The sequence below is a fragment of the Streptomyces sp. NBC_00083 genome (assembly GCF_026343295.1).
GTDB lineage: Bacteria > Actinomycetota > Actinomycetes > Streptomycetales > Streptomycetaceae > Streptomyces.
Genome location: NZ_JAPELY010000002.1, coordinates 1197537 through 1222681, shown reverse-complemented (window position 1 = coordinate 1222681; position 25145 = coordinate 1197537). Strand labels below are relative to the sequence as shown.

29 protein-coding genes and 5 tRNA genes are annotated in these 25145 nt (G+C 70.8%); 8 read left to right on the top strand and 26 right to left on the bottom strand.

Going from position 1 to position 25145, the window contains the following annotated elements:
* Positions 1-17 precede the first annotated feature (17 nt).
* A complete protein-coding gene (locus OOJ98_RS21940; RefSeq protein ID WP_267056636.1) occupies positions 18-311 on the bottom strand; it encodes an acylphosphatase in 294 nt (97 codons plus the stop codon).
* Positions 312-494: 183 nt separating this feature from the next.
* Between OOJ98_RS21940 and OOJ98_RS21935 the strand changes: the two genes are divergently transcribed.
* Entirely contained in the window at positions 495-1421 is a 927-nt protein-coding gene (locus OOJ98_RS21935; RefSeq protein ID WP_267056635.1) for a CAP domain-containing protein, read from the top strand.
* Positions 1422-1624: 203 nt separating this feature from the next.
* On the opposite strand, the gene OOJ98_RS21930 is transcribed toward OOJ98_RS21935, so the two are convergent.
* Positions 1625-2215, bottom strand: coding sequence for a flavodoxin family protein (locus tag OOJ98_RS21930; protein ID WP_267056634.1), 591 nt, complete (start codon positions 2213-2215; stop codon positions 1625-1627).
* A gap of 234 nt (positions 2216-2449) precedes the next feature.
* On the opposite strand from OOJ98_RS21930, the gene OOJ98_RS21925 reads away from it, so the two are divergent.
* The gene (locus tag OOJ98_RS21925; protein ID WP_267057054.1) at positions 2450-2830 is read left to right on the top strand and encodes a helix-turn-helix domain-containing protein; all 381 of its coding nucleotides are present in this window, start codon (positions 2450-2452) and stop codon (positions 2828-2830) included.
* On the opposite strand, the gene mutM is transcribed toward OOJ98_RS21925, so the two are convergent.
* From mutM to OOJ98_RS21880, 9 genes are all read right to left on the bottom strand, one after another.
* Positions 2803-3672 (bottom strand): bifunctional DNA-formamidopyrimidine glycosylase/DNA-(apurinic or apyrimidinic site) lyase, encoded by an 870-nt coding sequence (gene mutM, locus OOJ98_RS21920; protein ID WP_267056633.1) that lies wholly within the window; start codon positions 3670-3672, stop codon positions 2803-2805. The genes OOJ98_RS21925 and mutM overlap by 28 nt on opposite strands.
* A gap of 129 nt (positions 3673-3801) precedes the next feature.
* The gene (gene rnc / locus OOJ98_RS21915) at positions 3802-4614 is read right to left on the bottom strand and encodes a ribonuclease III (protein WP_267056632.1); all 813 of its coding nucleotides are present in this window, start codon (positions 4612-4614) and stop codon (positions 3802-3804) included.
* A gap of 19 nt (positions 4615-4633) precedes the next feature.
* The gene (rpmF, locus tag OOJ98_RS21910; RefSeq protein ID WP_007493396.1) at positions 4634-4807 is read right to left on the bottom strand and encodes a 50S ribosomal protein L32; all 174 of its coding nucleotides are present in this window, start codon (positions 4805-4807) and stop codon (positions 4634-4636) included.
* A gap of 2 nt (positions 4808-4809) precedes the next feature.
* A complete protein-coding gene (locus OOJ98_RS21905) occupies positions 4810-5457 on the bottom strand; it encodes a DUF177 domain-containing protein (protein WP_267057053.1) in 648 nt (215 codons plus the stop codon).
* A gap of 166 nt (positions 5458-5623) precedes the next feature.
* Complete coding sequence (locus OOJ98_RS21900) at positions 5624-6715, bottom strand: ATP synthase F0 subunit B (protein ID WP_267056631.1); 1092 nt, start codon at positions 6713-6715, stop codon at positions 5624-5626.
* Positions 6716-6823: 108 nt separating this feature from the next.
* Positions 6824-7303, bottom strand: a complete 480-nt coding sequence (gene coaD, locus OOJ98_RS21895) for a pantetheine-phosphate adenylyltransferase (RefSeq protein ID WP_267057052.1) — start codon at positions 7301-7303, stop codon at positions 6824-6826.
* Positions 7304-7329: 26 nt separating this feature from the next.
* Entirely contained in the window at positions 7330-7926 is a 597-nt protein-coding gene (rsmD, locus tag OOJ98_RS21890; protein WP_267056630.1) for a 16S rRNA (guanine(966)-N(2))-methyltransferase RsmD, read from the bottom strand.
* 49 nt (positions 7927-7975) lie between these two features.
* Positions 7976-10204, bottom strand: coding sequence for an ATP-dependent DNA helicase RecG (gene recG, locus OOJ98_RS21885; RefSeq protein WP_267056629.1), 2229 nt, complete (start codon positions 10202-10204; stop codon positions 7976-7978).
* A gap of 94 nt (positions 10205-10298) precedes the next feature.
* Complete coding sequence (locus OOJ98_RS21880) at positions 10299-11903, bottom strand: DAK2 domain-containing protein (protein WP_267056628.1); 1605 nt, start codon at positions 11901-11903, stop codon at positions 10299-10301.
* Between the two features lie 267 nt (positions 11904-12170).
* Between OOJ98_RS21880 and rpmB the strand changes: the two genes are divergently transcribed.
* Positions 12171-12356 carry a 50S ribosomal protein L28 gene (rpmB, locus tag OOJ98_RS21875; RefSeq protein WP_267056627.1) on the top strand — a complete coding sequence of 62 codons (186 nt, stop codon included), beginning with the start codon at positions 12171-12173 and terminating at the stop codon, positions 12354-12356.
* Between the two features lie 172 nt (positions 12357-12528).
* Here rpmB and thiD read toward each other — a convergent pair whose 3' ends face one another.
* On the bottom strand, positions 12529-13311 hold the full coding sequence (gene thiD / locus OOJ98_RS21870; protein WP_267057051.1) for a bifunctional hydroxymethylpyrimidine kinase/phosphomethylpyrimidine kinase: 783 nt from the start codon (positions 13309-13311) through the stop codon (positions 12529-12531).
* Positions 13311-14276, bottom strand: a complete 966-nt coding sequence (locus tag OOJ98_RS21865) for a thiamine-phosphate kinase (protein WP_267056626.1) — start codon at positions 14274-14276, stop codon at positions 13311-13313. The genes thiD and OOJ98_RS21865 overlap by 1 nt, the downstream gene beginning before the upstream one ends.
* Before the next feature lie 224 nt (positions 14277-14500).
* On the opposite strand from OOJ98_RS21865, the gene OOJ98_RS21860 reads away from it, so the two are divergent.
* Both OOJ98_RS21860 and OOJ98_RS21855 read left to right on the top strand, forming a co-directional pair.
* Entirely contained in the window at positions 14501-14734 is a 234-nt protein-coding gene (locus OOJ98_RS21860) for an Lrp/AsnC family transcriptional regulator (protein WP_267056625.1), read from the top strand.
* A 20-nt stretch (positions 14735-14754) separates the two neighbouring features.
* Complete coding sequence (locus OOJ98_RS21855; RefSeq protein ID WP_267056624.1) at positions 14755-15237, top strand: DUF3515 family protein; 483 nt, start codon at positions 14755-14757, stop codon at positions 15235-15237.
* Positions 15238-15275: 38 nt separating this feature from the next.
* Here OOJ98_RS21855 and OOJ98_RS21850 read toward each other — a convergent pair whose 3' ends face one another.
* Genes OOJ98_RS21850 through OOJ98_RS21840 form a run of 3 tightly spaced genes read right to left on the bottom strand, consistent with a single transcriptional unit; the run spans position 15276 to position 18253 of the window.
* The gene (locus tag OOJ98_RS21850; protein WP_267056623.1) at positions 15276-16433 is read right to left on the bottom strand and encodes a D-alanine--D-alanine ligase family protein; all 1158 of its coding nucleotides are present in this window, start codon (positions 16431-16433) and stop codon (positions 15276-15278) included.
* A 57-nt stretch (positions 16434-16490) separates the two neighbouring features.
* Entirely contained in the window at positions 16491-17504 is a 1014-nt protein-coding gene (locus OOJ98_RS21845; protein ID WP_267056622.1) for an NAD(P)H-dependent glycerol-3-phosphate dehydrogenase, read from the bottom strand.
* Positions 17501-18253 (bottom strand): 1-acyl-sn-glycerol-3-phosphate acyltransferase, encoded by a 753-nt coding sequence (locus tag OOJ98_RS21840; RefSeq protein ID WP_267056621.1) that lies wholly within the window; start codon positions 18251-18253, stop codon positions 17501-17503. Before OOJ98_RS21840 ends, OOJ98_RS21845 begins: the two co-directional genes overlap by 4 nt.
* Positions 18254-18395: 142 nt before the next feature.
* Between OOJ98_RS21840 and cofC the strand changes: the two genes are divergently transcribed.
* Both cofC and OOJ98_RS21830 read left to right on the top strand, forming a co-directional pair.
* Positions 18396-19124 carry a 2-phospho-L-lactate guanylyltransferase gene (gene cofC, locus OOJ98_RS21835; RefSeq protein WP_267056620.1) on the top strand — a complete coding sequence of 243 codons (729 nt, stop codon included), beginning with the start codon at positions 18396-18398 and terminating at the stop codon, positions 19122-19124.
* A gap of 9 nt (positions 19125-19133) precedes the next feature.
* A complete protein-coding gene (locus OOJ98_RS21830; RefSeq protein ID WP_267056619.1) occupies positions 19134-19337 on the top strand; it encodes a hypothetical protein in 204 nt (67 codons plus the stop codon).
* A gap of 99 nt (positions 19338-19436) precedes the next feature.
* Here OOJ98_RS21830 and OOJ98_RS21825 read toward each other — a convergent pair whose 3' ends face one another.
* The 4 genes from OOJ98_RS21825 to leuC form a co-directional block, all read right to left on the bottom strand.
* Positions 19437-20096, bottom strand: a complete 660-nt coding sequence (locus OOJ98_RS21825; protein WP_267056618.1) for an HU family DNA-binding protein — start codon at positions 20094-20096, stop codon at positions 19437-19439.
* Positions 20097-20240: 144 nt separating this feature from the next.
* Positions 20241-20468: a hypothetical protein gene (locus OOJ98_RS21820; RefSeq protein WP_267056617.1), complete on the bottom strand. Its 228-nt coding sequence runs from the start codon at positions 20466-20468 to the stop codon at positions 20241-20243.
* Between the two features lie 239 nt (positions 20469-20707).
* The gene (gene leuD, locus OOJ98_RS21815) at positions 20708-21301 is read right to left on the bottom strand and encodes a 3-isopropylmalate dehydratase small subunit (RefSeq protein WP_267056616.1); all 594 of its coding nucleotides are present in this window, start codon (positions 21299-21301) and stop codon (positions 20708-20710) included.
* Between the two features lie 5 nt (positions 21302-21306).
* Positions 21307-22731, bottom strand: a complete 1425-nt coding sequence (gene leuC, locus OOJ98_RS21810) for a 3-isopropylmalate dehydratase large subunit (protein ID WP_267056615.1) — start codon at positions 22729-22731, stop codon at positions 21307-21309.
* Between the two features lie 175 nt (positions 22732-22906).
* On the opposite strand from leuC, the gene ndgR reads away from it, so the two are divergent.
* A complete protein-coding gene (ndgR, locus tag OOJ98_RS21805; protein WP_267056614.1) occupies positions 22907-23623 on the top strand; it encodes an IclR family transcriptional regulator NdgR in 717 nt (238 codons plus the stop codon).
* A gap of 193 nt (positions 23624-23816) precedes the next feature.
* Here ndgR and OOJ98_RS21800 read toward each other — a convergent pair.
* The 6 genes from OOJ98_RS21800 to OOJ98_RS21775 all read right to left on the bottom strand — a co-directional run bounded on the left by OOJ98_RS21800 (position 23817) and on the right by OOJ98_RS21775 (position 25138).
* Positions 23817-23889 (bottom strand) — tRNA-Glu (locus OOJ98_RS21800).
* A 52-nt stretch (positions 23890-23941) separates the two neighbouring features.
* Positions 23942-24013 (bottom strand) — tRNA-Gln (locus OOJ98_RS21795).
* A 16-nt stretch (positions 24014-24029) separates the two neighbouring features.
* Positions 24030-24102 (bottom strand) — tRNA-Glu (locus OOJ98_RS21790).
* A 61-nt stretch (positions 24103-24163) separates the two neighbouring features.
* Positions 24164-24236: transfer RNA gene (locus OOJ98_RS21785), tRNA-Glu, on the bottom strand.
* 22 nt (positions 24237-24258) lie between these two features.
* Positions 24259-24330, bottom strand: a tRNA-Gln gene (locus tag OOJ98_RS21780).
* An 88-nt stretch (positions 24331-24418) separates the two neighbouring features.
* Positions 24419-25138: an HAD family hydrolase gene (locus tag OOJ98_RS21775; protein ID WP_267056613.1), complete on the bottom strand. Its 720-nt coding sequence runs from the start codon at positions 25136-25138 to the stop codon at positions 24419-24421.
* Positions 25139-25145: the final 7 nt, after the last annotated feature.

Genomic DNA, 25145 nt, shown 5'->3' with positions numbered 1-25145 from the left:
GCCGCCCCGGCGCGGGGTCAGCGGATGGCGAAGCCGTCGTAGCCGCCGCGCACTGTGTCCCAGATCTCGGTCACACCGTCGACGCGCCCCGGTGTGTCGTCGGAGCGGAGCCAGTCGAGAAGACGGTGGCAATTGTCACGCGGCCCCTCGGCGACGATCTGGACGCGCCCGTCGTCCAGATTGAGGGCGAACCCGCTGATGCCGCCGATCTCCAGCGCATTCGCCCTGGTGAACCAGCGGAAGCCGACTTGCTGTACTCGCCCGCGCACCCAGGCCGTGAGTCGAACATCGTCGTGCGCTTCTTCGTTCATACGTGCACGCTAACGGGCCAATTGCTCACGCGGCACTTCACCCCCATGCGCCATGGCGTACAGTCGCGACGAAATGAGCCTCACCCGTATGGGTTAGTGCCCATTTGATCATTTCGGGGGCGGTCGGGCCCCCTGCGGCAATGCGACCGGGCATTGCCCATGGCATTGAGGAAGGCACAGCAGATGGGACGCCATCGTCGCTCCGCCGACGCTCCCGTACCCGCGGACGGGGCGGCGGGTACGGACGGCCGGTCCACGGGTGGATCGCGCCGCAAGAAGCGGATGATCACTCCCGTGCGCACCGGACTGCTGGGCGTCTCCGCCGCGGTGGCCGTGGGCGCCGTGGCCGTCGGCTCGGGGCTGCTGCCCGGCGGCGGTACGTACAAGGTGAGCGGCGACATCGCGACGGGCGGCCAGGTCCAGCTGGACAGCACGCCGACGCCCAATGTGCGACCGCAGGGCGGCGAGTCGGAGAGGCCCACCGGCGCGGCGCCCACGCCGTCGCAGCCGAAGCCGCCGTCGGCCGATGCCGCGCACTCGCCGTCCACGGCCCCCTCCCCCAGCGCCTCCGCCACCAGGTCGGCCCCCTCGGCCGCTCCGACGAACACCCCGCAGCGGCAGAAGGTGCGGCCCCCGGCGCCGGCGCCCTCGAAGCCGGCCGCGCCCTCGACCGCCCCGACCCGCACCCCGCCGAGCGCCGCGCCGGCCCAGCGCGGACAGGTGCCGAGCGTCGAGGTGTCGGCGGCGGCCACCGTGATGTCCCTGGTCAACCAGGAGCGGGAGCAGGTGGGTTGCAGCCCCGTGGCGGCGGACCCATCACTGGGTTCGCTGGCGACCGCCTTCAGCGACGACATGGCGGCGCGCGGCTTCTTCGACCACACCGACCCGGACGGCAGGACGCCGTGGGACCGCGCGGCGAAGGCCGGCGTGCAGGGCCTCGGCGGCGAGAACATCGCCCGCGGCCAGGCGGACGCCAAGGCCGTGATGGCCGCCTGGATGAACAGCCCGGACCACCGCGCGAACATTCTCAACTGCCAGTACAAGTCCCTGGGCGTCGGCGTGCACTTCGGTCCGGGCGGCCCCTGGTGGACACAGGACTTCGGCTTTTGATCATGTGCTCGTTCGTATCGCGCGTTCGGCCATTGGCCGAGCGTACGATCGCGAGTTCGGGCAATTGATCAATTGCTCGCTCATACGCGCTCTCGGGTAGCGAGTATGGCGCCGCAGCAGACGAAAGGGCCCTCTCCGTGGCGAACGGAGAGGGCCCTTTCGTCTGCTGCGGTGGTGCGGAATCCGCTCCGCGGGCGGGCGTGTCAGATCGCGACGGCCGCCTTGCCCGCGAGGAAGACGCGGGCGGTCTCGGTGACGCGGCGGCCCAGGTGCTCGGCGGTCGCGACATCGGCCTTGTGGACGGCTTCGGGGCCCTGGTCGGAGTTGGTCTGGGCGCCGGCGCCCGAGAAGAAGCCGAGCCGGTTGAGGTCGTACTCGGATCCGGTGGAGGCGTTCCAGCCGGGCTTGAGGCCGAGGTTCACCCAGTGCATGCCGTGCTGGGCGGCGAGGGTCGCGAAGAACTGCAGGGTGTGGCCCTTGTCGCCGCTCTTGGAGCCGGAGTTGGTGAAGCCCGCGGCGAGCTTGTCCTGCCAGGCGTCGGTGAACCAGCGCTTGGAGGTGGCCTCGGCGAACTGGTGGAAGGCGCCGGAGGCGGTGCCCATGTAGGTCGGCGAGCCGAAGACGATCGCGTCGGAGGCGTCGAGCAGCTCCCACTCGGCCTCGGTGATGGTGTCGACCTTGATGACGTGGACGGCGGCACCGGCCTCGGCGGCGGCCTGGCCCAGGGCTTCGGCGAGGACGGCGGTGTGGCCGTAGCCGGAGTGGTAGGCGATCGAGACGACAGGAGTGATCACGGCGGTAATCCCCTCAAGGGCATGGCAGGTCATGGGTACGGAAGGAACGGAGAAAGCGGGCGCGACGGCGTGGGGCCGTTTTCCGCAGCGGTGGCCCGCTGCAGCGCTGCACCCAGGTAAGCACTAACTTTTGGTTAGCGCAATCTGGGCGCGAGCGCTGCGGGGGCGTATGGTGAAGGGATGGACGAGATCTCCGCGGATGCGCGACGCGCCGACGGGCCGCGCGCTACGGCCATGGCCGACGACGACCTGGCGTTCAACGTGTTCGCCAAGTCCTGCCCCTCACGGCGCACCCTTGAGGACGTCACGGGCCGCTGGGGCAGCCTCACCCTGGGCGCCCTGCACGAGGGGAGCGCCCGCTTCAACGAGCTGCGCCGCAGGATCGACGGCGTGAGCGAGAAGATGCTCTCCCAGACGTTGCACTCGCTGGAGCGCGACGGCCTGGTCCTGCGCGAGGCGCAGCCCACCAACCCGCCGCGGGTCGACTACGAGCTGACCCCGCTGGGCCGGGAGGTCGCCGAGCGGCTGCTCTCCCTCATCCACTTCGTGGAGGGGCGGATGCCGGCCGTCCTGGAGGCGCAGGAAAGCTACGACAGCGCGCGCGGAGCCCTCTGACAGCGGGGGCAGAAGTAGCTGGACCGGTTCATCCAGGCGCGCCTGCGCATCGGCGTTCCGCAGCGCCGGCACGGCTCGCCCTCGCGGCCGTACGCGTCGAGGGAGCGGTCGAAGTAGCCGGACTCCCCGTTGACGTTGACGTAGAGGCTGTCGAAGCTGGTGCCGCCGACGGCGAGCGCCGCGTTCATCACATCCCGTGCGTGGCCGAGGAGTTCGGCCGCCTTGGGGCGGTTCAGGGTCGCCGTCGGGCGGTCGTAGTGCAGCTTCGCGCGCCACAGCGCCTCGTCGGCGTAGATGTTGCCGACCCCGCTGATGAGCGATTGATCGAGCAGTGCTCGTTTGATCGTGGTGCGCCGCAGCCGCAGTGCCGCGAAGAAGGCCTCGTCGTCGAAGGCCGGGTCCAGCGGGTCACGGGCGATGTGCGCGATGACGTCGGGCAGCCCGTCGGTGCTGCCGGCGACGGTGGGGTGGAGCGAGAGGCCGCCGAAGGTGCGCTGGTCGACGAAGCGCAGTTCGGTGCCGACCTCGTCCTGGAACCGCACACGGATCCGCAGATGCTTCTCGGCCGGCGCCTCTGCCGGCTGCACCAGCAGCTGGCCGCTCATCCCGAGGTGGCCGAGCACGGCGAAGTCCGCGTCCGCGAGCGGCAGCCACAGGTACTTGCCGCGCCGGTGCGCGACGCCGATGCGGTGGCCCTTGAGGCGTGCCGCGAAGTCGTCGCCCCCGGCGAGGTGACGGCGTACCGCGCGGGGATGCAGCACCTCGACGTCCGCCACGGTGCGCCCGGCCACCCAGCGCTCGAGTCCGCGCCGTACGACTTCGACTTCAGGCAGCTCAGGCATGGGCGCAGATTACCCGGTGGGCGGAGGGCGCCCACAGCGGGCCCGCGCCGCCACGGGGGCACGGGGACGAGCGAAAGCCCCCGCCCGGCACCGAAGTGCGCCGGACGGGGGCTCTCGAAGGAAAGGGGCTCAGGCCGCCGGACCACCGCTGGCGGGGGTCGGCGACCCGCCGTCGGAGGTGGCGGTGACGGTGGCCTCGGCCACCGCCTTGGCCCGCTCGTCGGCGTCGGCCCTGATGGACCGCCATGCCGATTCCGCGGCCTGCTGTTCCGCTTCCTTCTTGCTGCGGCCGGTGCCGGTGCCGTACGAGACACCACCGACGCGGGCGGCAGCAGTAAAGGTCTTCTCGTGGTCGGGACCGGTCTCGGAGACCAGGTACTCGGGAACGCCGAGCCCTTCGGCCGCCGTCAGCTCCTGGAGACTGGTCTTCCAGTCCAGGCCGGCCCCGAGGTTCGAGGACTTCTCGATCAGGGGGTCGAACAGCTTGTGGACGAGCGCGGACGCCGCCTCAAGCCCCTGGTCGAGATAGACCGCGCCGATCACCGCTTCTAGGGTGTCGGCAAGGATGGATGCCTTGTCCCGGCCGCCCGTGCCCTCTTCGCCCCGGCCGAGCCGGATGAAGGAGCCGAGTTCGAGCCCTCGGCCCACTTCCGCGAGCGCACGAGAGTTGACCACCGCGGCCCGGAGTTTGGCCAGCTGGCCTTCCGGGAGGTCGGGGTGGGTGCGGTACAGCGTGTCGGTGACGACCAGACCGAGCACCGAGTCCCCGAGGAACTCCAGCCGCTCATTGGTCGGCAGACCGCCGTTCTCGTACGCGTACGAACGGTGGGTGAGTGCACGCACCAGAAGGGCGGACTCAAGTTGATACCCGAGCCGCCCTTCCAGAAGCGTGTGGGACGAGGCCGTGTTGTTGTCCGCCTTTTTGGCGTTGGACTCAGACATCGGGCCTCTCACCAGCCGCTCAGACCTCGAGGACCTGGCGCTTGTTGTAGGTGCCGCAGCTCGGGCACGCGATGTGCTGGAGCTTCGGCTCATGGCAGCGCTCGCACGCAACCAGGGTGGGGACCGCAGCCTTCCACTGCGACCGGCGGTGGCGCGTGTTGCTGCGCGACATCTTCCGCTTCGGAACAGCCACGGCTACTTCTCCTGCTTCTCGGCGGCATCCTGCACGTCAGACGCAGTGCCGCTCATGTTGTCCTTCTCGCCGTCCTGGATGGTCCCGGCGAGTCCCTGCAATGCCGCCCAACGAATGTCGACGGCGTCATGGTGGTGCTCCGGGTCGTCCGCCAGGCGCGCTCCGCATTCGGAACACAGCCCCGGGCAGTCCTCCCGGCACACCGGCTGCATGGGCAGTGCGAGCACTACCGCGTCACGCAGCAAGGGCTCGAGGTCGAACATGCCGTCCTCGAGCGGAATCGTGTCCTCGTCGTCCTCGGCATCGTCGTCCGCGGCAGCCTTGTGGCGGCCCCGGTCGTCGGTGTCGGGGTACGAGAACATTTCCTGGAAGTCCACTTCAACGTCCTGCTGAAGCGGCTCCAGACACCTTACGCACTCCCCCTCGGCCGATGCACGGGCGGTGCCTGTGACAAGCACCCCTTCCATGACCGACTCCAGACGGAGCTCGATGTCCACGGGCCTGCCCTCAGGCACGTGGATGACCTCGGGGATCCCGAGTTCCTTCGGGGCTTCCACGGTGCGGGAGATCCGCTGGAGCGCACCGGGTCGCCGTCCCAGCTCGTGTGTGTCGAACACGAGGGGGTTGCGGTGGTCGAGGCGCGTGCTCAGGGCTCTTCCTGCTTTCGAGGTCGTGGAGTGGGCTGCCACCGGCTTCGCTGAGCGAATCGGGCAGCTTGGATCGCGGACGTACGCGCGACCGAAGAGCCAGGATACTGGACCGGCCGCCATAGACCCAATCCGGCCCTCACCGGTCCCCGGGCCGGGGCTCCGGCGGTCAGGGGCGGTGCTGCCCGTGGCCCTGTTCGTAGGCGCGCAGCTGATCCAGGTCGATCATGCTGGTGTCGAAGAGGCTGGTCTCGTCGAGCGCGGCCTGCTGCGGCTGGTGCTGGGGCTGCGGCGGCACGTACTGCTGCTGGCCGTGCACCTGGCCCTGGTCGTAGGCGTACGGATCCTGCTGGACGTATCCGTACTGCGCGTACTGCTCCTGCTGCTGGAGCTGGGTCTGGTGCTGGTAGCCGTACGGATCCTGCTGCGGCTGCTGGTAGCCGTAGGGGTCGTACACCGGCTGCTGCTGCGCCGGGATGTGCGGCTCGGCGATGTGCGGCTCGGGGGTGTGCGCCGTGACGGGTGCCGGCTCGGCCAGCTCGGCGAGGCCTGCCAGGTAGTCGGCGTCGCTGGTGTGCTGGTGCAGGCCGCCGGCCGCGTCCTGGGCGGCCATGTGGTCGGCGAGGTCGTCGGAGGCGGTCCTGCCGTGCAGCTTCTGGCGGCCGCGGCCGACCGCTTCGAGGGTCTTGGCGAGCACCGCCTCAAAGGCGCCCAGCTTGGCGTCGACGTACTCGTCGGCCCGGTGGATGAGCGTCTGCGGGTCGGCGCTGTACTCGGGGGCGTCCTCGTCGGTGCGGCCCTGCTCGTCGAGGCCGGGGCCGCGGCCGAGCAGCTTCTCGCGGCCGCGGTCGACCGAGCCGATCGTCTTGGTGAGGACGACCTCGAAGTTGGCGAGCTTGGAGTCGACGTAGTCGTCGGCCTCGGCGCGGATCTCCTCGGCGTCCTTGCGGGCCTCGTCGAGGATCCGGTCCGCCTCGTCCTGGGACTGGCGGGCGACGGCGGTGTCGGAGATCAGCGTGCCGCGCTGGGCGTGCGCGGACTCGATGATCCGCTCGGCCTCCTGGCGCGCCTGCTCGACCATCTGCTCCCGGCCGCCGATCAGCTCCTGGGCCTGGGCGAGCGAGCCGGGCAGGGCCTGGCGCACCTCTTCCAGCATGGCCAGCAGCTCGGCGCGGTTGACCACGCACGAGGCCGACATGGGCATGGACCGGGCGCTGCCGACCATCCCGACGATCTCGTCGAGCTTCTTCTGCACGTCCACCGGCGATCGCCACTCTTCTAACGGATTGGAGACGGACGGGACGACTGTAAGGCCAGTCGGCGCCCGCCCGACACCGGGTGACGGGCTGTCAGTTGCCCGGGGGCCGGCTCACTTTCCGGCGAGCCGTGCGACCAGGGCCGCGTGGACGGTGGCCGGCAGCAGGTGGGAGACGTCTCCGCCCCAGGTCGCGACCTCCTTGACCAGCGAGGACGACAGGAAGCTGTACGTCGGGTTGGTCGGCACGAACAGGGTCTCGACGCCCGAGAGCCCGTTGTTCATCTGCGCCATCTGCAACTCGTAGTCGAAGTCGCTGACGGCGCGGAGGCCCTTGACGATCGCGGGGATGTCCCGCTGCTTGCAGAAGTCGACGAGCAGGCCGTGGAAGGACTCGACCTCCACGTTGCCGAGGTCGGCGGTCACCTCGCGGATCATCTCGATCCGCTCCTCGATGGTGAACAGGCCCTGCTTCGACTGGTTGATCATCACCGCGACATGTACGACGTCGTACAGGCGGGAGGCGCGGGCGATGATGTCGAGGTGTCCGTTGGTGATGGGGTCAAAGGACCCGGGACAGACGGCGCGGCGCATCTGGTGTCCCTCGCTCTCCGGTCCGGTCATGGGGTGTCTCGCGGTGCGTTCTCGCACGTGGAGGCGGCGCGACCGTACCAAAGCGTGCCCTCGCCGTAACGACGGGCCCGCAGTGCTTCGAATCCTTCGGGCCAGCCGAATTCCCCGCCTCTGGTGCTGCGCTCCACGGTGACGAGACAGTCCTCCGCGAGCCAGCCCCCGCGGCCGAGTGTGAGGAGGATCTCCCGAAGATCGTCATCGGTCACGGCGTACGGCGGGTCCAGGAAAATCACGTCATACGGGGCGGCGGGCGCCGGGCCTGTCACGATCTGTTCCGCTTTGCCGGTACGCACTTCGGCGCCCTGGAGCTTCAGCGCGGCCACGTTGTCGCGGACGGTGCGTGCGGCGCGGGTGTCGGCCTCGACGAGCAGGGCGTGGGCGGCGCCCCGGGAGAGCGCCTCGAGGCCCACGGCGCCGGAGCCCGCGTACAGATCGGCGATCCGGATGCCGTCGAGCGTGCCGAGCAGCGCCTCCCAGGTGGAGAAGAGGCCCTCGCGCGCCCGGTCGGACGTGGGGCGGGTGCCGGTGCCCGGCGGTACGGCCAGGCGACGGCCACCGGCCCGGCCGGCGATCACGCGGGTCATCTCAGTCCTTGTCCGTGTCCATGCGTCGGATGTACTCGCCCCCAGTCTCTCAGCCCTTGTCGAGGTACTGCTCGCGGTCCTTGTCCAGCAGGGCGTCCAGCGCGGTGCGCAGGCCGGGCAGGCGGTCGAGGTCCGGGTCGTCGGCGACCACCGTGACGGCCTCCTCGCGGGCGGCGGCGATGACCTCCTCGTCCTCGATGACGGTGAGCATCCGCAGCGAGGAGCGCACCCCGGACTGGGCCTGGCCGAGCACATCGCCCTCCCGGCGCTGTTCGAGGTCGATGCGGGAGAGCTCGAAGCCGTCGAGCGTGGAGGCGACGGCGTTGAGCCGGGCGCGGGCGGGGCTCGCCTCCGGCATGTCGGTGACGAGCAGACACAGGCCGGGCGCGGAGCCACGGCCGACACGGCCGCGCAGCTGGTGGAGCTGGGAGACGCCGAACCGGTCGGCGTCCATGATCACCATCGCGGTGGCGTTCGGCACGTTCACCCCGACCTCGATGACGGTGGTCGCGACCAGGACGTCGACCTCGCCGGCGCCGAACCGGCGCATCACGTCGTCCTTGTCGTCCGGCTGCATCCTGCCGTGCAGGATCTCGGTGCGCAGCCCCTGGAGCGGGCCCTTCCTCAGCTGCTCGGCGATCTCGATCACGGCGAGCGGCGGCCGTCTGTCGGCGGTCTCGGCCTCCTCGGCCTTCTTCTTGCCCTGGGCGGTCTTCTTCTCCTCCCCTTCCTCGGCGGAGTCGCCGATGCGCGGGCACACCACGTACGCCTGGTGGCCCTTGTCGACCTCCTCGCGCACCCGCTCCCAGGCGCGGGCCAGGAAGTGCGGCTTGTCCTGGGCGGGGACGACATGGCTGGCGATGGGCGAGCGGCCGGCGGGCAGCTGGTCGAGGACGGAGGTCTCCAGGTCGCCGAAGACCGTCATCGCGACGGTGCGCGGGATGGGCGTGGCGGTCATGACGAGCAGGTGCGGGGGTTGTTTGCCCTTGCCGCGCAGGGCGTCGCGCTGCTCGACGCCGAAGCGGTGCTGCTCGTCGACGACGACCAGGCCCAGGTCGTGGAATTGCACCTTGTCCTCGATGAGGGCGTGGGTCCCGATGACCAGGCCCGCCTCGCCGGTGACCAGGTCGAGCAGGGCCTGGCGCCGGGCCGGCACCCCCATCGAGCCGGTGAGCAGCACGACCTTGGTGCCCTGGTCGGCCCCGCCGAGCATGCCGCCCTCGGCGAGCTCGCCCATCATCTCGGTGATCGAGCGGTGGTGCTGCTGGGCGAGGACCTCGGTGGGCGCGAGCATCGCGGCCTGGCCCCCGGAGTCGACGACGGCGAGCATGGCGCGCAGCGCGACCATCGTCTTTCCCGAGCCGACCTCGCCCTGGAGCAGCCGGTGCATGGGGTGTTCGGTCGCCAGGTCGTCGAAAATCTCCCCGGAGACCTTCTCCTGGCCCTCGGTGAGGGTGAAGGGCAGTTTGGCGTCGAAGGCGTCGAGCAGGCCGCCGGGGGCCGGTCGCCGTGCCACGGCGGGGAGTTGGCCGTCGGCGTGGCGGCGGCGGGCGAGCGCCACCTGGAGGACGAAGGCCTCGTCCCACTTCAGGCGCTGCCGGGCGTCCTCGATGTCGGCCTTGGTGTGCGGCCGGTGGACCTTGAGCAGGGCCTCGGGCAGCGGGACGAAGCCGCGCCCTTCGCGCAGCGTCTCGGGCAGCGGATCGACGGCCTCCTGGGCGCTGGGCAGCACCGCGTCGACCGCTTTGGCGATCTTCCAGGACTCCAGGCCCTTGCAGGCCGGGTAGATCGGGATGAGGGCGCCGGCCCAGGAGGCGATGTCCGCCCCGTCGTCCGTCTCGCCCTCGGCCGCGTCGGCGGCGAGCTTGGCGTAGGTGGGGTGGGCGAGCTGCATGCGCCGGTTGAACATCGACACCTTGCCCGCGAACATCGCCCGGCTGCCGGGGAGCAGCTCCTTGTGCGGCTTGTGGATGCCGCGGCCGAAGAAGACCAGCTGGAGGCGGCCGCTGCCGTCGGTGATGGTGATCTCCAGGCGCTGGCCGCGCCCGCCGTTGAAGGTGTGCACCCGGGCGTCGGCGACCTGGGCGACGACCGTGACGTCCTCGTCCAGGGGCAGCTCGGCCAGCTTGGTGAGCTGGCCGCGCTCCTCGTACCGCCGCGGGTAGTGGTGCAGGAGGTCGCCGACCGTGTGCAGGTCGAGCTGGTCGGCCATCACCTTCGCGGTGGGTCCGCCGAGCAGCTTCTTCAGTGGTTCTTCGAGCGCAGGCACGCGATCCATTGCACACCACAGGACTGACAGCCCGCCAAGACCTGTGGATAACCGCTGGTCACGCCCGTGCCGCGCGGGGCGGGCAAGCTCCGGCGCCGGGGTCCTACTCCACGCCGATCAGGAGCGGAACCCCTTGGCGGCCGCCCTCGTACACCACGGTGTCGACCGCCAAGTGGGCCTTGGCGACGTGTGATTCGAGCAGGGCGGCGAGGTTCGGCGGGGCGTCGGCGGCGAGGACCAGGGTGACGAGCTCGCCGCCCGCGGCGAGCATCCGGTCGAGGACGGTGCGGGCGGTGGAGGCCAGGTCCTGGCCGATGACCACGACGTCGCCGTCGATGAGGCCGAGCACGTCCCCGGCCTGGCAGACGCCGGCCATCGTCCACGACTGCCGTTCGGCGACGGCCAGTTCGGCGTGGCGGGTGGCGCCCGCCGCCGAGGTCATCGCGACGACGTCCTCGTCGAAGCGCCGGTCGGGGGCGTGTACGGCGAGCGCCGCGATGCCCTGGACGGCGGCCCGGGTCGGGATCAGCGCGACCCGGATGCCCTCGGCCCTGGCCTGCTCGACGGCGGCGGCCGCCGTGTGGCGCAGCTCGGCGTCGTTGGGCAGGAGCACCACCTCGCGGGCGTGCGCGCGCCGGATCGCCTCGACGAGTTCGCCGCTGGCGGGGGGCTCGCCGGGCCGGGCGAGCACCGTGGTCGCGCCGGCCTCGGCGCAGAGCCCCGCGAGGCCCTCGCCGGGCACGACCGCGACGACGGCCCGCTGGACCTGCTCCCGGGACGGCTCGGCGGCGGCCGGCTGCTCGAAGTGCGTGATGCGGATCCGGTACGGCCGGCCCGCCTCGACTCCGGCCTCCACGGCGGCGCCCGCGTCGTCGACGTGCACATGGACGTTCCAGAGGCCGTCGCCGCCGACCACGACCAGGGAGTCGCCGAGCCGGTCGAGCCGGGTGCGCAGCCGGTCCACGGCCGCGTCGTCGGCCTCCAGGAGGTAGATCACCTCGAAGGCGGGCCCGGCCGTCTCGGTCTCCGCCGGGCAGTCCACGGCGGGCACCGGCACCGGCGCCGGGCCGCGTACCACCGGGGCTTCGCCGGAGAGCGCCTGGACCAGCGCACCCAACACGGTGACCAGGCCCCGGCCGCCCGCGTCGACCACGCCCGCCCGGCCGAGGACGGCGAGCTGGGTGGGGGTCGCGTCCAGGGCGTCACGGGCGCCCGCGTAGGCGGCCTGTGCGACGGCCGCCGGGGTGCCGTTCGTCTCGCGCGCGGCTTCGGCGGCGGCCGTCGCCACCGTCAGGACGGTGCCCTCGACGGGGTGGGCGACCGCCAGGTAGGCGGCGGCAGCGGCGCGGTGCAGGGCCGTCGCGAGGTCCCCGTCGTCCTGGAGCACCTCCGCCATCCCCCTCAGGAGCTGGGCGAGGATCGTGCCGGAGTTGCCCCGGGCGCCGATCAGCGCGCCGTGCGCCATGGCCCGCACCACGTCGGTGGTAGGCGGGACGCCCGCGTACACGGGCGGCTCGGGGTAGGCGGCGAAGACGGCCTCGACGGCCTGCGCCGCGGACTCCATCGTCAGGTAGAGGTTGGTGCCGGTGTCCCCGTCGGCGACCGGGTACACGTTGATCGCGTCGATCGCCTCGCGGTCCCGGCCCAGTGCGTCGAGCGCCAGCGCGCACCAGCCGCGTACCGCGACGGCATCGAGGGTCTGCGGCACCTGGTGGTCCTCCTTGGGGGAGCGGCGGGCGGGCCGCGTGGGGATGCGGCCGAATCCGCAGGGTAGACCCGGTCCGGGCCGGGGGCCGGGTCGGGGGCGGCCGGGACCGTGGTAGTTTCGTATCTCAGGAGCAGGCGTTGTATGCTGCTTCGGTTGCCCGGCGAGAGTCGGGCCAATTCCCCCGGCAAGCCACTTCAGATCTCTGATTCCGGTGCGCCGGATTCACTGTAAGTGCATTTAATGCATCTGAAGCTTTTGGAGTGACCCGTGGCTGCCAACTGCGACGTCTGCGGCAAGGGGCCGAGCTTCGGCAACAACATTTCCTTCTCGCACCGCCGTACGTCTCGTCGCTGGAACCCGAACATCCAGCGTGTGCGTGCCGTGGTCGGTCGGACGCCGAAGCGGCTCAACGTCTGCACCTCGTGCATCAAGGCCGGCAAGGTCTCGCGCTAATTGCGACGTCTGTCGTAGCGCAGCCCTGCGGTTGCCTTGAAAAGCCGGTCCACCTCGGTGGACCGGCTTTTTGCCGTGCCCGCAGCCGTGCACGATCCGTGCGCGAGCCGCTACCGGGGGCCGAACGCGCAGGTCCGGCCCCCGTCGACGCCTCCCCCGCCGGCGCCCGCGCCTAGCGGAAGCGCCAGCCGTGGTCGACGGGTCCGATGCCGGCGCCCAGCGCGTACCCCGCGCCGATGGCTCCGGTCACGTACTCCTTGGCCGCCCGGACCGCGTCCGGGACCGCGAGCCCCTTGGCCAGGTGGGAGGCGATGGCGGAGCCGAGCGTGCAGCCCGTGCCGTGGGTGTGCCGGTTGTCCAGGCGCGGGGCGCGCAGCCAGTGCTCCTCCTGGCCGTCGGTCAGGAGGTCGAGCGCGTCTCCGGGGTAGTGGCCGCCCTTGATGAGCGCCCAGCGCGGCCCGAACCCCAGGATCGCCTCCGCCGCGCGGCGCATTCCGTCCTCGTCCTCGACCAGGACGCCGGTGAGCTGCGTCACTTCGTCGAGGTTGGGCGTGGCGACGGTCGCGGTCGGCAGCAGCCGGGTGCGTACGCAGTCGAGGGCCTCGGCGGCGAGCAGCGGGTCGCCGTGCTTGGAGACGCCGACCGGGTCCACGACGACCGGGGCGTCGGTGGCGGCGAGCAGATCGGCCACGGCCTCGACGAGGGCGGCCGACGACAGCATGCCGGTCTTCACCGCCTGGACGCCGATGTCGTCGACGACGGCCCGGTACTGCGCCCGCACCGCGTCCACCGGGAGCTCCCAGACGCCCTGGACGCCGAGCGAGTTCTGCGCGGTGACGGCGGTGATCACGCTCATGCCGTGCACCCCGAGCGCGAGCATCGTCTTGAGGTCGGCCTGGATGCCCGCGCCGCCGCCGGAGTCGGATCCGGCGACGGTCAGCACGCGCGGGGGGATCACTCGGGATCGTCCCCGAAGTGGTCCCAGCCGCCCTTGCTGGTCCAGGGCGCGCCGTCCACGGTGACGGTGGGCAGCGCGGAGGGGTTGAGGACCTCGCCGATCACCTTCCAGCGGGCGGGCAGCTTCACGTCCGGCGGGAACGTCGCCACGATCGCGTGGTCCTCGCCACCGGTGAGCACCCACTGCAGCGGGTCCACGCCGACGGCCTGGCCGATGTCGCTCATCTGCGTCGGGATGTCGATGAGCCCGGAGCGCAGGTCGATGCGGACCTTGCTGGACTCGGCGATGTGGCCGAGGTCGGCGACGAGCCCGTCGCTGACGTCGGTCATGGCGGTGGCGCCAAGACCGGCCGCCGCGGGGCCCGCGTGGTACGGGGGCTCGGGGCGCCGGTGTGCCTCGACGAAGGCCCGCGGCGAGCGGAAGCCGCGCGAGAGGACCGCGTAGCCCGCCGCCGACCAGCCGAGCCAGCCCGTCACGGCGACGACGTCGCCGGGCTGGGCGCCGGACCGGGTCACCGGCTCGTGGTTGCGCAGGTCGCCGAGCGCGGTGATGGCGACGGTGATGGTGTCGCCGCGCACGACGTCACCGCCGACGACGGCCGCCCCCGCGACCTGGCACTCGTCGCGGATGCCGTCCATCAGCTCGGTGGGCCAGGTGACCGGGAGTTCGGCCGGCACGACGAGGCCGAGCAGCACGGCCGTCGGCACCGCGCCCATGGCGGCGATGTCGGCCAAGTTCTGTGCGGCGGCCTTGCGTCCGACGTCGTACGCCGTCGACCAGTCGCGCCGGAAGTGGCGTCCTTCGAGCAGGACGTCCGTGCTGGCGACCACCCTGCGGTCGGGCGCGGTCACGACCGCGGCGTCGTCGCCGGGCCCCAGCCTGACCGCGGGGGTGGAGGTGAGCCGGGAGGTCAGCTCCCTGATGAGCCCGAACTCCCCCAACTCGCCCACAGTGCCTTTCACCGTGTCCCACCTCTCATCGTCGTACTCCATCTGCCCCCGTGCGCTTGCGGTCGCGAGCGGCCTCGGGCGTGGGTACCGTCAACACATACGTCAACTTCATGGCGGCTCTCGCCCCCAGGCGCGAGCGGCCGGTCGCGCGGGTCTCCCCGTCGCGCGGGGCGACGCGGTACCGTGGCGTCTCTTTCTCTCCCCCACATGATCCTCGTGGCCGCCCTGGAGGTTCCGTGGTACAGGCGTACATCCTCATTCAGACCGAAGTGGGCAAGGCGTCGACCGTCGCCGAGGCCATCGCAGACCTCGCGGGAGTGATCCAGGCCGAAGACGTCACCGGGCCGTACGACGTGATCGTGCGGGCCCAGGCCGAGACCGTCGACGAACTCGGCCGCATGGTGGTCGCCAAAGTCCAGCAGGTGGACGGCATCACCAGAACGCTGACCTGCCCGGTCGTCCATCTGTAGCCCCCGCTTACCCTGGGCCGGTGACTTTCTCTCGCCGGCCGCTCCTCATCCTGCCCGCGGTCGCCCTCCTGGCGGCCGCGGGCTGTTCTTCGTCCGACGCCACCGCGGAGGTGACGGTTCCTTCGCCGTCGGCGAAGGAGGCGGCCGCCTGCGCGGCTCTGGACAAGCTCCTGCCCGACACCGTGGCCGGGCAGAAGCGGCACGACCCCACCCCGGACTCGCCGCTGACGGCCCGCTGGGGGGACGGGGACGCCGCGATCGTACTGCGCTGCGGGGTCCCGCGGCCCGACGAGGTGGCGGATCCGAAGTATCCCGGGGTCGAGGTGGAGGGCGTCACGTGGACGGTGCAGGCCCGTGCCGAGGGGCCGCGCTTCATCACCCAGTACCGGGAGCCCTACGTCGAGCTGCTGACGGGGACGCGGTACGAGCACGACGCCTCGGTGCTCCAGCCGTTCGGCGCCCCCGTCGCCAAGGCGCTCCCCAAGACCCTCGACGTGCCATAGAAAGACCCTGGGCGTGCCCTAACCCACGCCCAGCGGCGTCAGCGGAGCCCGGTCGGGCGGCGCAGGGCCGCTTCGAGGAGCTTGTCGACCAGCTCCGCGTAGGCGACGCCGCTCTCCTGCCACATCCGCGGGTACATCGAGATCGGCGTGAAGCCCGGCATCGTGTTGATCTCGTTGATGACGAACTCGCCGTTGTCCTGGAGGAAGAAGTCCGCCCGGACCAGGCCCTCGCAGGACGCGGCCTCGAACGCCTCGACGGCCAGGCGCTGCACCTCGGCGGTGGCCTCGTCGCCGATCGGCGCGGGCACGATGCCGGCCGCCGAGTCGATGTACTTGGCCTCGAAGTCGTAGAACTCGTGGGCGGTGACCGGCGGGATCTCGGCGGGCACGCTCGCACGCGGCCCGTCCTCCAACTCCAGGACGCCGCACTCGATCTCGCGGCCGCGCAGCAGCGACTCGACGAGGAACTTGGGGTCGTGGCGGCGGGCCTCCGCGATGGCCTCGTCCAGGCCCTCGAAGGAGTCGACCTTGGTGATGCCGAACGAGGAACCGGCCCGGGACGGCTTGATGAACAGCGGCCAGCCGTGCTCGCCGGCGAAGTCGGCGATGCGCTGGCGGGCGCCCTTCTCGTCCTGCTCCCACTCGCGCGGACGCACCACCAGGTAGGGGCCGACGGGCAGCCCGAAGGAGGTGAAGACGCGCTTCATGTACTCCTTGTCCTGGCCGACGGCGGAGGCGAGGACGCCCGCGCCGACGTAGGGGATGCCGGAGAGCTCCAGGAGGCCCTGGAGGGTGCCGTCCTCACCGTACGGGCCGTGCAGCACCGGGAAGACGACGTCGACCTCGCCCAGCGCCTTGGGCACCATGCCGGGCTCGGTGTAGACGACTTCGCGGCTGCCCGGATCCACGGGCAGGACCACGCCGCCCTCGGCGGACTCGGCGAGCTCGTCGACGCTGGGGGTGCGCCGGTCGCTGATCGCCATCCGCTCCGGCTCGTCGGCGGTGAGCGCCCAGCGGCCGTCCGTCGTGATGCCGATGGGCAGCACGTCGTACTTCGTACGGTCGATGGAGCGCAGCACGGCGCCTGCGGTCACGACCGAGATGCCGTGTTCCGAACTGCGGCCGCCGAACACCACGGCCACCCGCGGCTTGCGGAGCTGCTTCTCAGGGTTCTGGGGGAGGTTCTCGCTGCTCATATCGCGTTGAGGGTACCCGTTCGGAGCCCCGCGGCCACTGCCACGGGGCCCGGCACGTCAGCGTCGTTCGGCCTTGGCGCTGCGCGACATCAGCTCCTTGAGGGCGACGACCGGCGGCTTGCCCTCGTGGACGATGCCGACGACGGTCTCCGTGATGGGCATGTCGACGCCGTGGCGGCGGGCCAGATCCAGCACGGATTCGCAGGACTTGACGCCCTCGGCGGTCTGCTTGGTGACCGCGATGGTCTCCTGCAGGGTCATGCCCCTGCCCAGGTTGGTGCCGAAGGTGTGGTTGCGCGAGAGCGGCGAGGAGCAGGTGGCCACCAGGTCGCCGAGGCCCGCGAGCCCGGAGAAGGTGAGCGGGTCGGCGCCCATGGCGAGGCCGAGCCGGGTGGTCTCGGCGAGGCCTCGGGTGATGAGCGAGCCCTTGGCGTTGTCGCCGAGCCCCATGCCGTCGGCGATGCCGACGGCGAGCCCGATGACGTTCTTGACGGCGCCGCCCAGTTCGCAGCCGACGACGTCGGTGTTGGTGTACGGGCGGAAGTACGGGGTGTGGCAGGCGGCCTGGAGGCGCTGGGCGACGGCCTCGTCCCGGCAGGCGACGACGGCCGCGGCGGGCATCCGCTTGGCGATCTCCTTGGCCAGGTTGGGCCCGGTGACCACGGCGACGCGGTCCTCGGAGACCTTGGCGACCTCGGCGACGACCTCACTCATCCGCTTGGCGGTGCCGAGTTCGACGCCCTTCATCAGGGAGACGAGGACGGTGCCGGGAGCCAGCAGGGGCGCCCACTCGGCGAGGTTGTCGCGCAGCGTCTGCGAGGGGACGGCGAGAACCGTGAAGTCGGCGCCGGCCGCGGCCTCGGCGGGGTCGGTGGTGGCCCGCACGGAGGCGGGCAGCTCGATGCCGGGCAGGTAGTCCGGGTTGGTGCGCGTGGAGTTGACCGCTTCGACGAGTTCGGGGCGGCGGGCCCACAGGGTGACGTCGCACCCCGCGTCGGCGAGGACCATGGCGAACGCCGTGCCCCACGAACCCGTCCCGAACACCGCTGCCTTGGTGGTGCCGTGCGTCACTTGGTGTCCTCCCGGGCGGCCTCGCGGCGCTGCTGCGCGCGGACTTCGCGCAGATCGTACGGCTTGGCGGGGGCCTTCTCGCCCCGCAGTTCCTCCAGGATCGAGGTGATCGAGGCCATGATGGTCTCGGTGACCTCCTTGAGCACCTCGGGCGTCGGCTCCTTGTCGTAGAACCGGTCGAGGTCGACCGGCGGACCGGCCTTGACCTGGAGGGTCTTGCGCGGGAAGAAGCGGACCTTCTTCTCCTTGGCGTACGGCGGCATCGCCAAGTTGGCGCCCCACTGGGCGATCGGGATGACGGGCGCCCGGGTCATCAGGGCGGCCCGCGCGACCCCGGTCTTGGCGGTCATCGGCCATTGGCCCGGGTCGCGGGTGAGGGTGCCTTCGGGGTAGAAGGCCACGCATTCACCGCGCTCCACGGCGTTCACAGCGGCGCGGAAGGCGCCGACGGCGGTGGTGGACTCGCGGTAGACGGGAATCTGGCCCGTGCCGCGCAGCAGGATCCCGACGCCGGGGGCCTTGAAAAGCGCCGCCTTGGCGAGGAATCGGGGCACACGCCCCGTGTTGTATTGGAAATGCCCGTACGAGAACATGTCCAGATACGAGTTGTGATTGATGGCGGTGATGAATCCGCCGTCGGAAGGAATGTTCTCCATTCCCCGCCAGTCCCGCTTGAACAGAACGACCAGCGGCGGTTTTGCGATGACCGCCGCCAGGCGGTACCAGAAGCCGATTCTGCGGCGGGACACTCGGACACCTTCCTCTGTGGACCCCGGCCAGGCCTCTGTACGACCCGGGGGAACGGACCAGGGCGGCTGCTGGGGGCAAGTGTCGCCCCAGGCCCCTGGCCTGTCGAGAACACCGTACGCCCCGGCCCGGACAGCGGCCCTCATGGCGGGTGACAATGAGGGCCGCCGCCGCTCGGCCGGGCCGGGGCGGGGCTCGGACGGAGGGGACGCCACGAATACCGCGACACCTGCCCGCTGGTCCCTCGTCGTCCCGCTGAAGCCCTTGGCACTGGCCAAGAGCAGGCTGGCGGCCGCCGTCGGCGACGCCCTACGGCCGCGACTCGCCCTGGCGTTCGCGCTCGACACCGTGGCGGCGGCGCTCGACTGCCCGGCGGTACGCGATGTGGCGGTCGTCACGGACGATCCGCTGGCCGGAGCGGAGCTGGCCGCGCTCGGCGCGCGCATCGTGCCGGACTCCCCCGGCGCCGGCCTCAACGCGGCGCTCGCGCACGGCGCCTGCCGGGTGCGCGGCGATGGCGCGGCGCTCGCGGTGGCCGCCCTGAACGCGGACCTGCCCGCGCTGCGCCCCGCCGAACTGGGCCGGGTGCTCGCCGCGGCGGCCGCATTTCCGCGCGCTTTTCTCCCGGACGCGGCGGGCATCGGGACGACCTTCCTTTCCGCTGCCGCCGGCACCGATTTGAACCCGCTATTCGGCGGGCCGTCCCGGGCCGCCCACACCCTGTCGGGGGCCGTCGAAATCGTGCTCGCCGGCGTGGATTCGGTGCGCCGGGACGTCGATACGGGCGCGGACCTGCGCGCCGCGCTCGCGCTGGGGGTGGGCCCCGCCACCGGCGCCCTGCGCGGCGCCCTCGATGTCGTACCCGGGCACTAGGCTGCGGGTATGCAGGCGACCGCGTACACATACGACTCCGAGACCCGCAGCGGCAGTGTGCTGCTCGACGACGGCACCCCGGTGGGTTTCGAGGCCCCGGCCTTCGACGCGGGCGGTCTGCGGCTGCTCCGGCCCGGTCAGCGGGTCCGCATCGAGACCGAGGGGTCGGGCGAGGCGCTGCGGATCACGCTGGTGACGCTGCAGACCTTCTGATCCGGCCTCCCGCCGCGCGGGTGCCGTGGCCGGAAACGGCCGCGGGCCGGGTCTCCCCGAGGGGAGCCCGGCCCGGCGCTTGAGCCTTGCCGCTGGTGACTACTTCTTGCGAGCGGTCGCCTTCTTGGCGGTGGTCTTGCGCGCCGTGGTCTTCTTCGCGGGCGCCTTCTTCGCGACGGTCTTCTTGGCCGGCGCGGTCTTCTTCGCGGTGGCCTTCTTGGCGGTCGCGGTCTTCGCCGGCGTGGCCTTCTTGGCGGTCGCCGTCGCCTTCTTGGCGGTGGTCTTCTTCGCGGTGGTCTTCTTGGCCGCCGTGGTCTTCGCGGCGGCGGTCTTCTTCACCGCTGCGGTCTTCTTGGCGACGGCCTTCTTGGCGGTCGTGGCCTTCTTGGCCGCGGCCTTCTTGACCGTGGCGCGGGTGGAAGTACCGCCCGAGAGGCTGCCCTTGGGGGCCTTCTTGACGGCCACGTCGTTCTTCGGGAGCTTCTTCGAGCCCGCGACGAGGTCCTTGAAGCCCTGACCCGCGCGGAAGCGCGGAACCGAGGTCTTCTTGACCCGGACGCGCTCACCCGTCTGCGGGTTGCGGGCGTAACGGGCCGGGCGGTCGACCTTCTCGAACGAGCCGAAACCGGTGACCGAGACGCGGTCGCCGGCGACGACCGCACGGACGATCGCGTCCAGAACCGCGTCCACCGCGTCAGCGGCCTGCTGACGGCCGCCGACCTTGTCGGCAATCGCTTCTACGAGCTGCGCCTTGTTCACGTCTTCCCCTTCGGAGACATTGCCTGAGCGAAAGCGTCCAGGCCTTTTCGCACGTTAGGCAGATATATACCGCAAATCAAACACGAAACGGGCTAATCACCCTAGTGCCGCAACGAAGTCGGCTCTTGCCGAGTTCCTTACGGCTCAGTCGCCTTCGGGGAATCGGCCCTCGTCGAGGTCCTTCATCAACCGGTCCAGACGTCTTGCCGCATCGGCGAGATCGTGTTTGGCAGCCGCTGTTATGACCAGCAGCTTCCGGGACAGCGCCATCCGTACGCCCTCCGGGACTTGCAGTTCACGCACCCTTGTGTGCGCTTCTTTGAGTTGGTCCGCCACCATCCCGTAGAGCTCGAGTTGGCTGTCGCGTTCCATGCGTCGATTGTGCCATCTGAGGCGAGTTGTCACCTCCGGCGGGGGCAACTGAGCGAATCCCCCACCTTCTGGGCGTCCGTACGATCCGTCCGCCGCGCAAGCGAGTATCCAGCCATCTGCCCTGCATGCAAGGCTAGTTGACGTCACCCCCGTAACCCAAAACGCGACGCGCCCCCTGTCCGGAAACCGGTCCGGAAATCAGGGGGCGCGATGCAGCCGAAGGGGGGTCAATAGGCGGTTCAGGCCTGGATCGTGCTCGGCTTGTGGGCGGGGCGGCGGGCTTCGTAGGCCGCGATGTGGGGCTCGTTCTGGAGCGTGATGGAGATGTCGTCCAGGCCGTTCAGGAGCCGCCAGCGGGCGTTCTCGTCGAGTTCGAAGTCGGCGGTGACGCCTTCCGCGCGAACTTGGCGATCCTGCAGGTCAACGGTGATTTCAGCGGTCGGGTCGCTCTCGGTCAGCTCCCACAGCGCGTCCACGATCTTCTGGTCGAGAACGACGGTGAGCAGCCCGTTCTTCAGCGAGTTGCCACGGAAGATGTCGGCGAAGCGGGAGGAGATCACGGCTTTGAAGCCGTAGTTCTGCAGCGCCCACACGGCGTGCTCGCGCGAGGAGCCCGTTCCGAAGTCGGGGCCGGCCACCAAAACGGTGGCTCCCTTGCGCTCGGGCTTGTTCAGAACGAACTCGGAGTCCTTGCGCCAGGCCTCGAAGAGCCCGTCCTCGAAGCCGTCACGGGTGACCTTCTTCAGCCAGTGGGCCGGGATGATCTGGTCGGTGTCGACGTTGGAGCGGCGCAGCGGGACGGCCCGGCCGGTGTGCGTGGTGAAAGCTTCCATGGTTCTCAGGCCTCCACGGGGGTACGGGCGTCGGACAGGTCGGCGGGCGAGCCCAGATGGCCGAGGACCGCGGTCGCTGCGGCGACCTGGGGCGAAACCAGGTGGGTGCGGCCGCCCTTGCCCTGCCGGCCCTCGAAGTTGCGGTTGGAGGTGGACGCGGAGCGCTCGCCGGGGGCCAGCTGGTCCGGGTTCATGCCCAGGCACATCGAGCAGCCCGCGTGCCGCCATTCGGCGCCGGCGGCGGTGAACACCTTGTCCAGACCCTCGTCCATCGCCTGCAGGGCGACCCGGACCGAGCCGGGGACGACCAGCATCCGTACGCCGTCGGCGACTTTGCGGCCCTCGATGACGGCCGCGGCGTTGCGCAGGTCCTCGATACGGCCATTGGTGCAGGACCCCACGAAGACGGTGTCGACGTCGATCTCGCGCAGCGGCTGCCCCGCGGTCAACCCCATGTACTCCAGCGCCTTTTCGGCGGCCATCCGCTCCGAAGCGTCCTCGTACGAAGCAGGATCGGGGACGTTGGCCGACAGGGGCGCGCCCTGGCCGGGGTTGGTGCCCCAGGTGACGAACGGCGCGAGCTCCTCGGCCTTGATGACGACCTCGGCGTCGAATTCGGCGCCCTCGTCCGTCTTCAGGGTCTTCCAGTACGCGACCGCCGCGTCCCAGTCCTCGCCCTGGGGGGCGTGGGCGCGCCCCTCCAGGTAGTCGAAGGTGGTCTGGTCGGGGGCGATCATGCCCGCGCGGGCGCCGGCCTCGATCGACATGTTGCAGATGGTCATGCGGGCTTCCATCGAGAGCTGCTCGATGGCGGAGCCGCGGTATTCCAGGACGTAGCCCTGGCCGCCACCGGTGCCGATCTTCGTGATGATCGCCAGGATCAGGTCCTTGGCGGTGACGCCCTCGGGCAGTTCGCCGTCGACGGTGATGGCCATCGTCTTGAACGGGGCCAGCGGCAGCGTCTGGGTGGCGAGCACGTGCTCGACCTGGCTGGTGCCGATGCCGAAGGCCAGCGCGCCGAAGGCGCCGTGCGTGGAGGTGTGCGAGTCGCCGCAGACCACGGTGGTGCCGGGCTGGGTCAAACCCAGCTGCGGTCCCACCACGTGGACGACGCCCTGCTCGACGTCGCCCAGCGGGTGCAGCCGCACCCCGAACTCGGCACAGTTCTTGCGCAGCGTCTCCAGCTGGACCCGGGAGACCGGGTCCGCGATCGGCTTGTCGATGTCGAGGGTGGGGGTGTTGTGGTCCTCGGTGGCGATGGTGAGATCGAGGCGCCGCACCTGGCGACCGTTCTTGCGCAGCCCGTCGAAGGCCTGCGGGCTGGTCACCTCGTGCAGGAGGTGCAGATCGATGAAGAGCAGGTCCGGCTCGCCCTCGGCACGCCTGACGACATGGTCGTCCCAGACCTTCTCAGCGAGTGTCCTGGCCATCGCCTTCCCTCCGCCCGGCGTCGTCGCCGGCACTACTAGAGATCGATTGCCCCTTGTCCGTACCGCACGCCCCGGACAAAGGCCGCGTTCCGTTGTACGGATCGCCAGTACAGCTTGACGACTTCCGGAGAAAATTGAACTTGCGTTTCACAGAGTGAGACGAGAATATCGTTGCATGGACAACTCTAGCGGCGTAGGCGTTCTCGACAAGGCTGCCCTTGTCTTGAGCGCTCTGGAGTCCGGTCCGGCCACCCTCGCAGGTCTGGTCGCGGCCACAGGGCTCGCACGACCCACGGCACACCGCCTCGCCGTGGCACTGGAACACCACCGGATGGTGGCGCGGGACATGCAGGGCCGGTTCATTCTCGGTCCGCGCCTCTCCGAGCTCGCCGCGGCGGCCGGCGAGGACCGCCTGCTGGCCACGGCCGGCCCCGTTCTCACGCATCTGCGCGACGTCACGGGCGAGAGCGCTCAGCTCTATCGCCGCCAGGGCGACATGCGGATCTGCGTGGCGGCCGCCGAGCGCCTCTCGGGCCTGCGCGACACCGTGCCCGTCGGCTCGACGCTGACGATGAAGGCCGGCTCGTCCGCGCAGATCCTGATGGCCTGGGAGGAGCCGGAGCGCCTGCACCGCGGCCTCCAGGGCGCCCGCTTCACGGCGACGGCCCTTTCCGGGGTACGCCGCAGGGGCTGGGCCCAGTCGATCGGTGAGCGCGAGCCGGGTGTGGCCTCGGTGTCGGCGCCCGTGCGCGGGCCCTCGAACCGGGTGGTGGCCGCGGTGTCGGTCTCCGGCCCCATCGAGCGCCTGACCCGCCACCCGGGCCGGATGCACGCCCAGGCGATCATCGACGCCGCCGCCCGTCTGTCGGAGGCCCTGCGCCGCAACGGCTGACCCCCTGCTCCCACTTCCCGGCTCACCGCTTCAACGCCGCAGCGGTGGGCCGGAGGTGTGTCCGGGGGTGCCCAACTCGCGGTCCGGGTAAGGGAGGGCGAGGCGGTGGGCTCCTGCACGGCGGGGGCGGTCACCGCCGTGCGGGCAAACGAAAAGGCCCTCCGCAAGATGCGAAGGGCCCATTCTCTGTGCGTACCCCCGACCGGATTCGAACCGGCGCTACCGCCTTGAGAGGGCGGCGTGCTAGGCCGCTACACAACGGGGGCCTACATGCTCTTTCGGATCTTCGAAGAAGATCCAGGATCTTGAAATGACCCGCTGGGCTACCAGGACTCGAACCTAGAATGACGGTACCAGAAACCGTAGTGTTGCCAATTACACCATAGCCCATGGTGGTTTAGACCAGTACCCCCGACCGGATTCGAACCGGCGCTACCGCCTTGAGAGGGCGGCGTGCTAGGCCGCTACACAACGGGGGCCCTAGCGATCCTGCATCAGGTTCACCGGGTGCGACCCTGGTGATCCCGCGGGAAGGATCTGTACCCCCGACCGGATTCGAACCGGCGCTACCGCCTTGAGAGGGCGGCGTGCTAGGCCGCTACACAACGGGGGCCTTGCAGATGAAGCTCTGCGAGCTGGGCTACCAGGACTCGAACCTAGACTAACGGAACCAGAAACCGTCGTGCTGCCAATTACACCATAGCCCACCAAAACGCAACTCCCGTGGGGAGTTCTGTTTGGCTTGCGCTTTCGGTTCGGGGCTTTTCTCCCGCTCCCCTCGGCGCAGGAAGAACATTACCCGAAGGTGTCCGGCGCTCCAAAACGGGTATCGCGCCGCAGCAGGTCGGGGAGCTGGGCAAGTCCCGTGATGCGGACGAGTTCGGGGCGTCCGCCCGCTCCCGCGCGGTCGAGCCAGACCGCCTTGAGCCCCGCCTCGGCGGCGCCGCGCGCGTCGATGTCCGGCTGGTCGCCGACGTAGACGACCTCCTCGGGGAGCAGCCCGAGCGCCTCGCACCCGGCGTGGAAGGCGCCCGCCTCCGGCTTGGCGACGCCGAGTTCGGCCGCGCACAGCAGCGCCTCGAACCGGTCCCGTACGCCGAGGATGCGCAGCTTCCGCTCCTGGTTGGGCAGGGAGGAGTTGGACAGGACGGCGTGGCGGTAGTCGTCCGCGAGCTGGTCGAGCACGGGCAGGGTGTCGGGGAACAGGCTCCAGGCGGCCTCGTAGTGCACGATGTGCCGCTCGAACCAGGCGTCCGCCGCCTCGTCGGTGAGGACGACGCCCAGGAACGAGCGCACCCGGTCGCGCCGCTGGCCGTGCCAGTCCGTCTGTCCGGAGGCGAACCGCGCCCAGTGGACGGCGGTGAGTTCGTCCCAGACGTCGAGGGCGGCCTCGAGCGAGTCGTAGGCGCGGGGCAGCCCCTCGATGTCCAAGTGGGCGCGCATGCCGGAGCGGGAGGCCGTGGCGTAGTCGAAGATCGTGTCGTCGATGTCCCAGAGGACGGCGCGGATGGCCATGCTTCGA

Coding starts and splice junctions, on each gene's coding strand:
- OOJ98_RS21940 (WP_267056636.1), bottom strand. CDS start 311: ATGAACGAAGAAGCGCACGACGATGTTCGACTCACGGCCTGGGTGCGC.
- OOJ98_RS21935 (WP_267056635.1), top strand. CDS start 495: ATGGGACGCCATCGTCGCTCCGCCGACGCTCCCGTACCCGCGGACGGG.
- OOJ98_RS21925 (WP_267057054.1), top strand. CDS start 2,450: ATGGCCGACGACGACCTGGCGTTCAACGTGTTCGCCAAGTCCTGCCCC.
- mutM (WP_267056633.1), bottom strand. CDS start 3,672: ATGCCTGAGCTGCCTGAAGTCGAAGTCGTACGGCGCGGACTCGAGCGC.
- rnc (WP_267056632.1), bottom strand. CDS start 4,614: ATGTCTGAGTCCAACGCCAAAAAGGCGGACAACAACACGGCCTCGTCC.
- coaD (WP_267057052.1), bottom strand. CDS start 7,303: ATGCGCCGCGCCGTCTGTCCCGGGTCCTTTGACCCCATCACCAACGGA.
- rsmD (WP_267056630.1), bottom strand. CDS start 7,926: ATGACCCGCGTGATCGCCGGCCGGGCCGGTGGCCGTCGCCTGGCCGTA.
- recG (WP_267056629.1), bottom strand. CDS start 10,204: ATGGATCGCGTGCCTGCGCTCGAAGAACCACTGAAGAAGCTGCTCGGC.
- OOJ98_RS21850 (WP_267056623.1), bottom strand. CDS start 16,433: ATGAGCAGCGAGAACCTCCCCCAGAACCCTGAGAAGCAGCTCCGCAAG.
- cofC (WP_267056620.1), top strand. CDS start 18,396: ATGGCGGGTGACAATGAGGGCCGCCGCCGCTCGGCCGGGCCGGGGCGG.
- OOJ98_RS21830 (WP_267056619.1), top strand. CDS start 19,134: ATGCAGGCGACCGCGTACACATACGACTCCGAGACCCGCAGCGGCAGT.
- OOJ98_RS21820 (WP_267056617.1), bottom strand. CDS start 20,468: ATGGAACGCGACAGCCAACTCGAGCTCTACGGGATGGTGGCGGACCAA.
- leuD (WP_267056616.1), bottom strand. CDS start 21,301: ATGGAAGCTTTCACCACGCACACCGGCCGGGCCGTCCCGCTGCGCCGC.
- leuC (WP_267056615.1), bottom strand. CDS start 22,731: ATGGCCAGGACACTCGCTGAGAAGGTCTGGGACGACCATGTCGTCAGG.
- ndgR (WP_267056614.1), top strand. CDS start 22,907: ATGGACAACTCTAGCGGCGTAGGCGTTCTCGACAAGGCTGCCCTTGTC.
- OOJ98_RS21775 (WP_267056613.1), bottom strand. CDS start 25,138: ATGGCCATCCGCGCCGTCCTCTGGGACATCGACGACACGATCTTCGAC.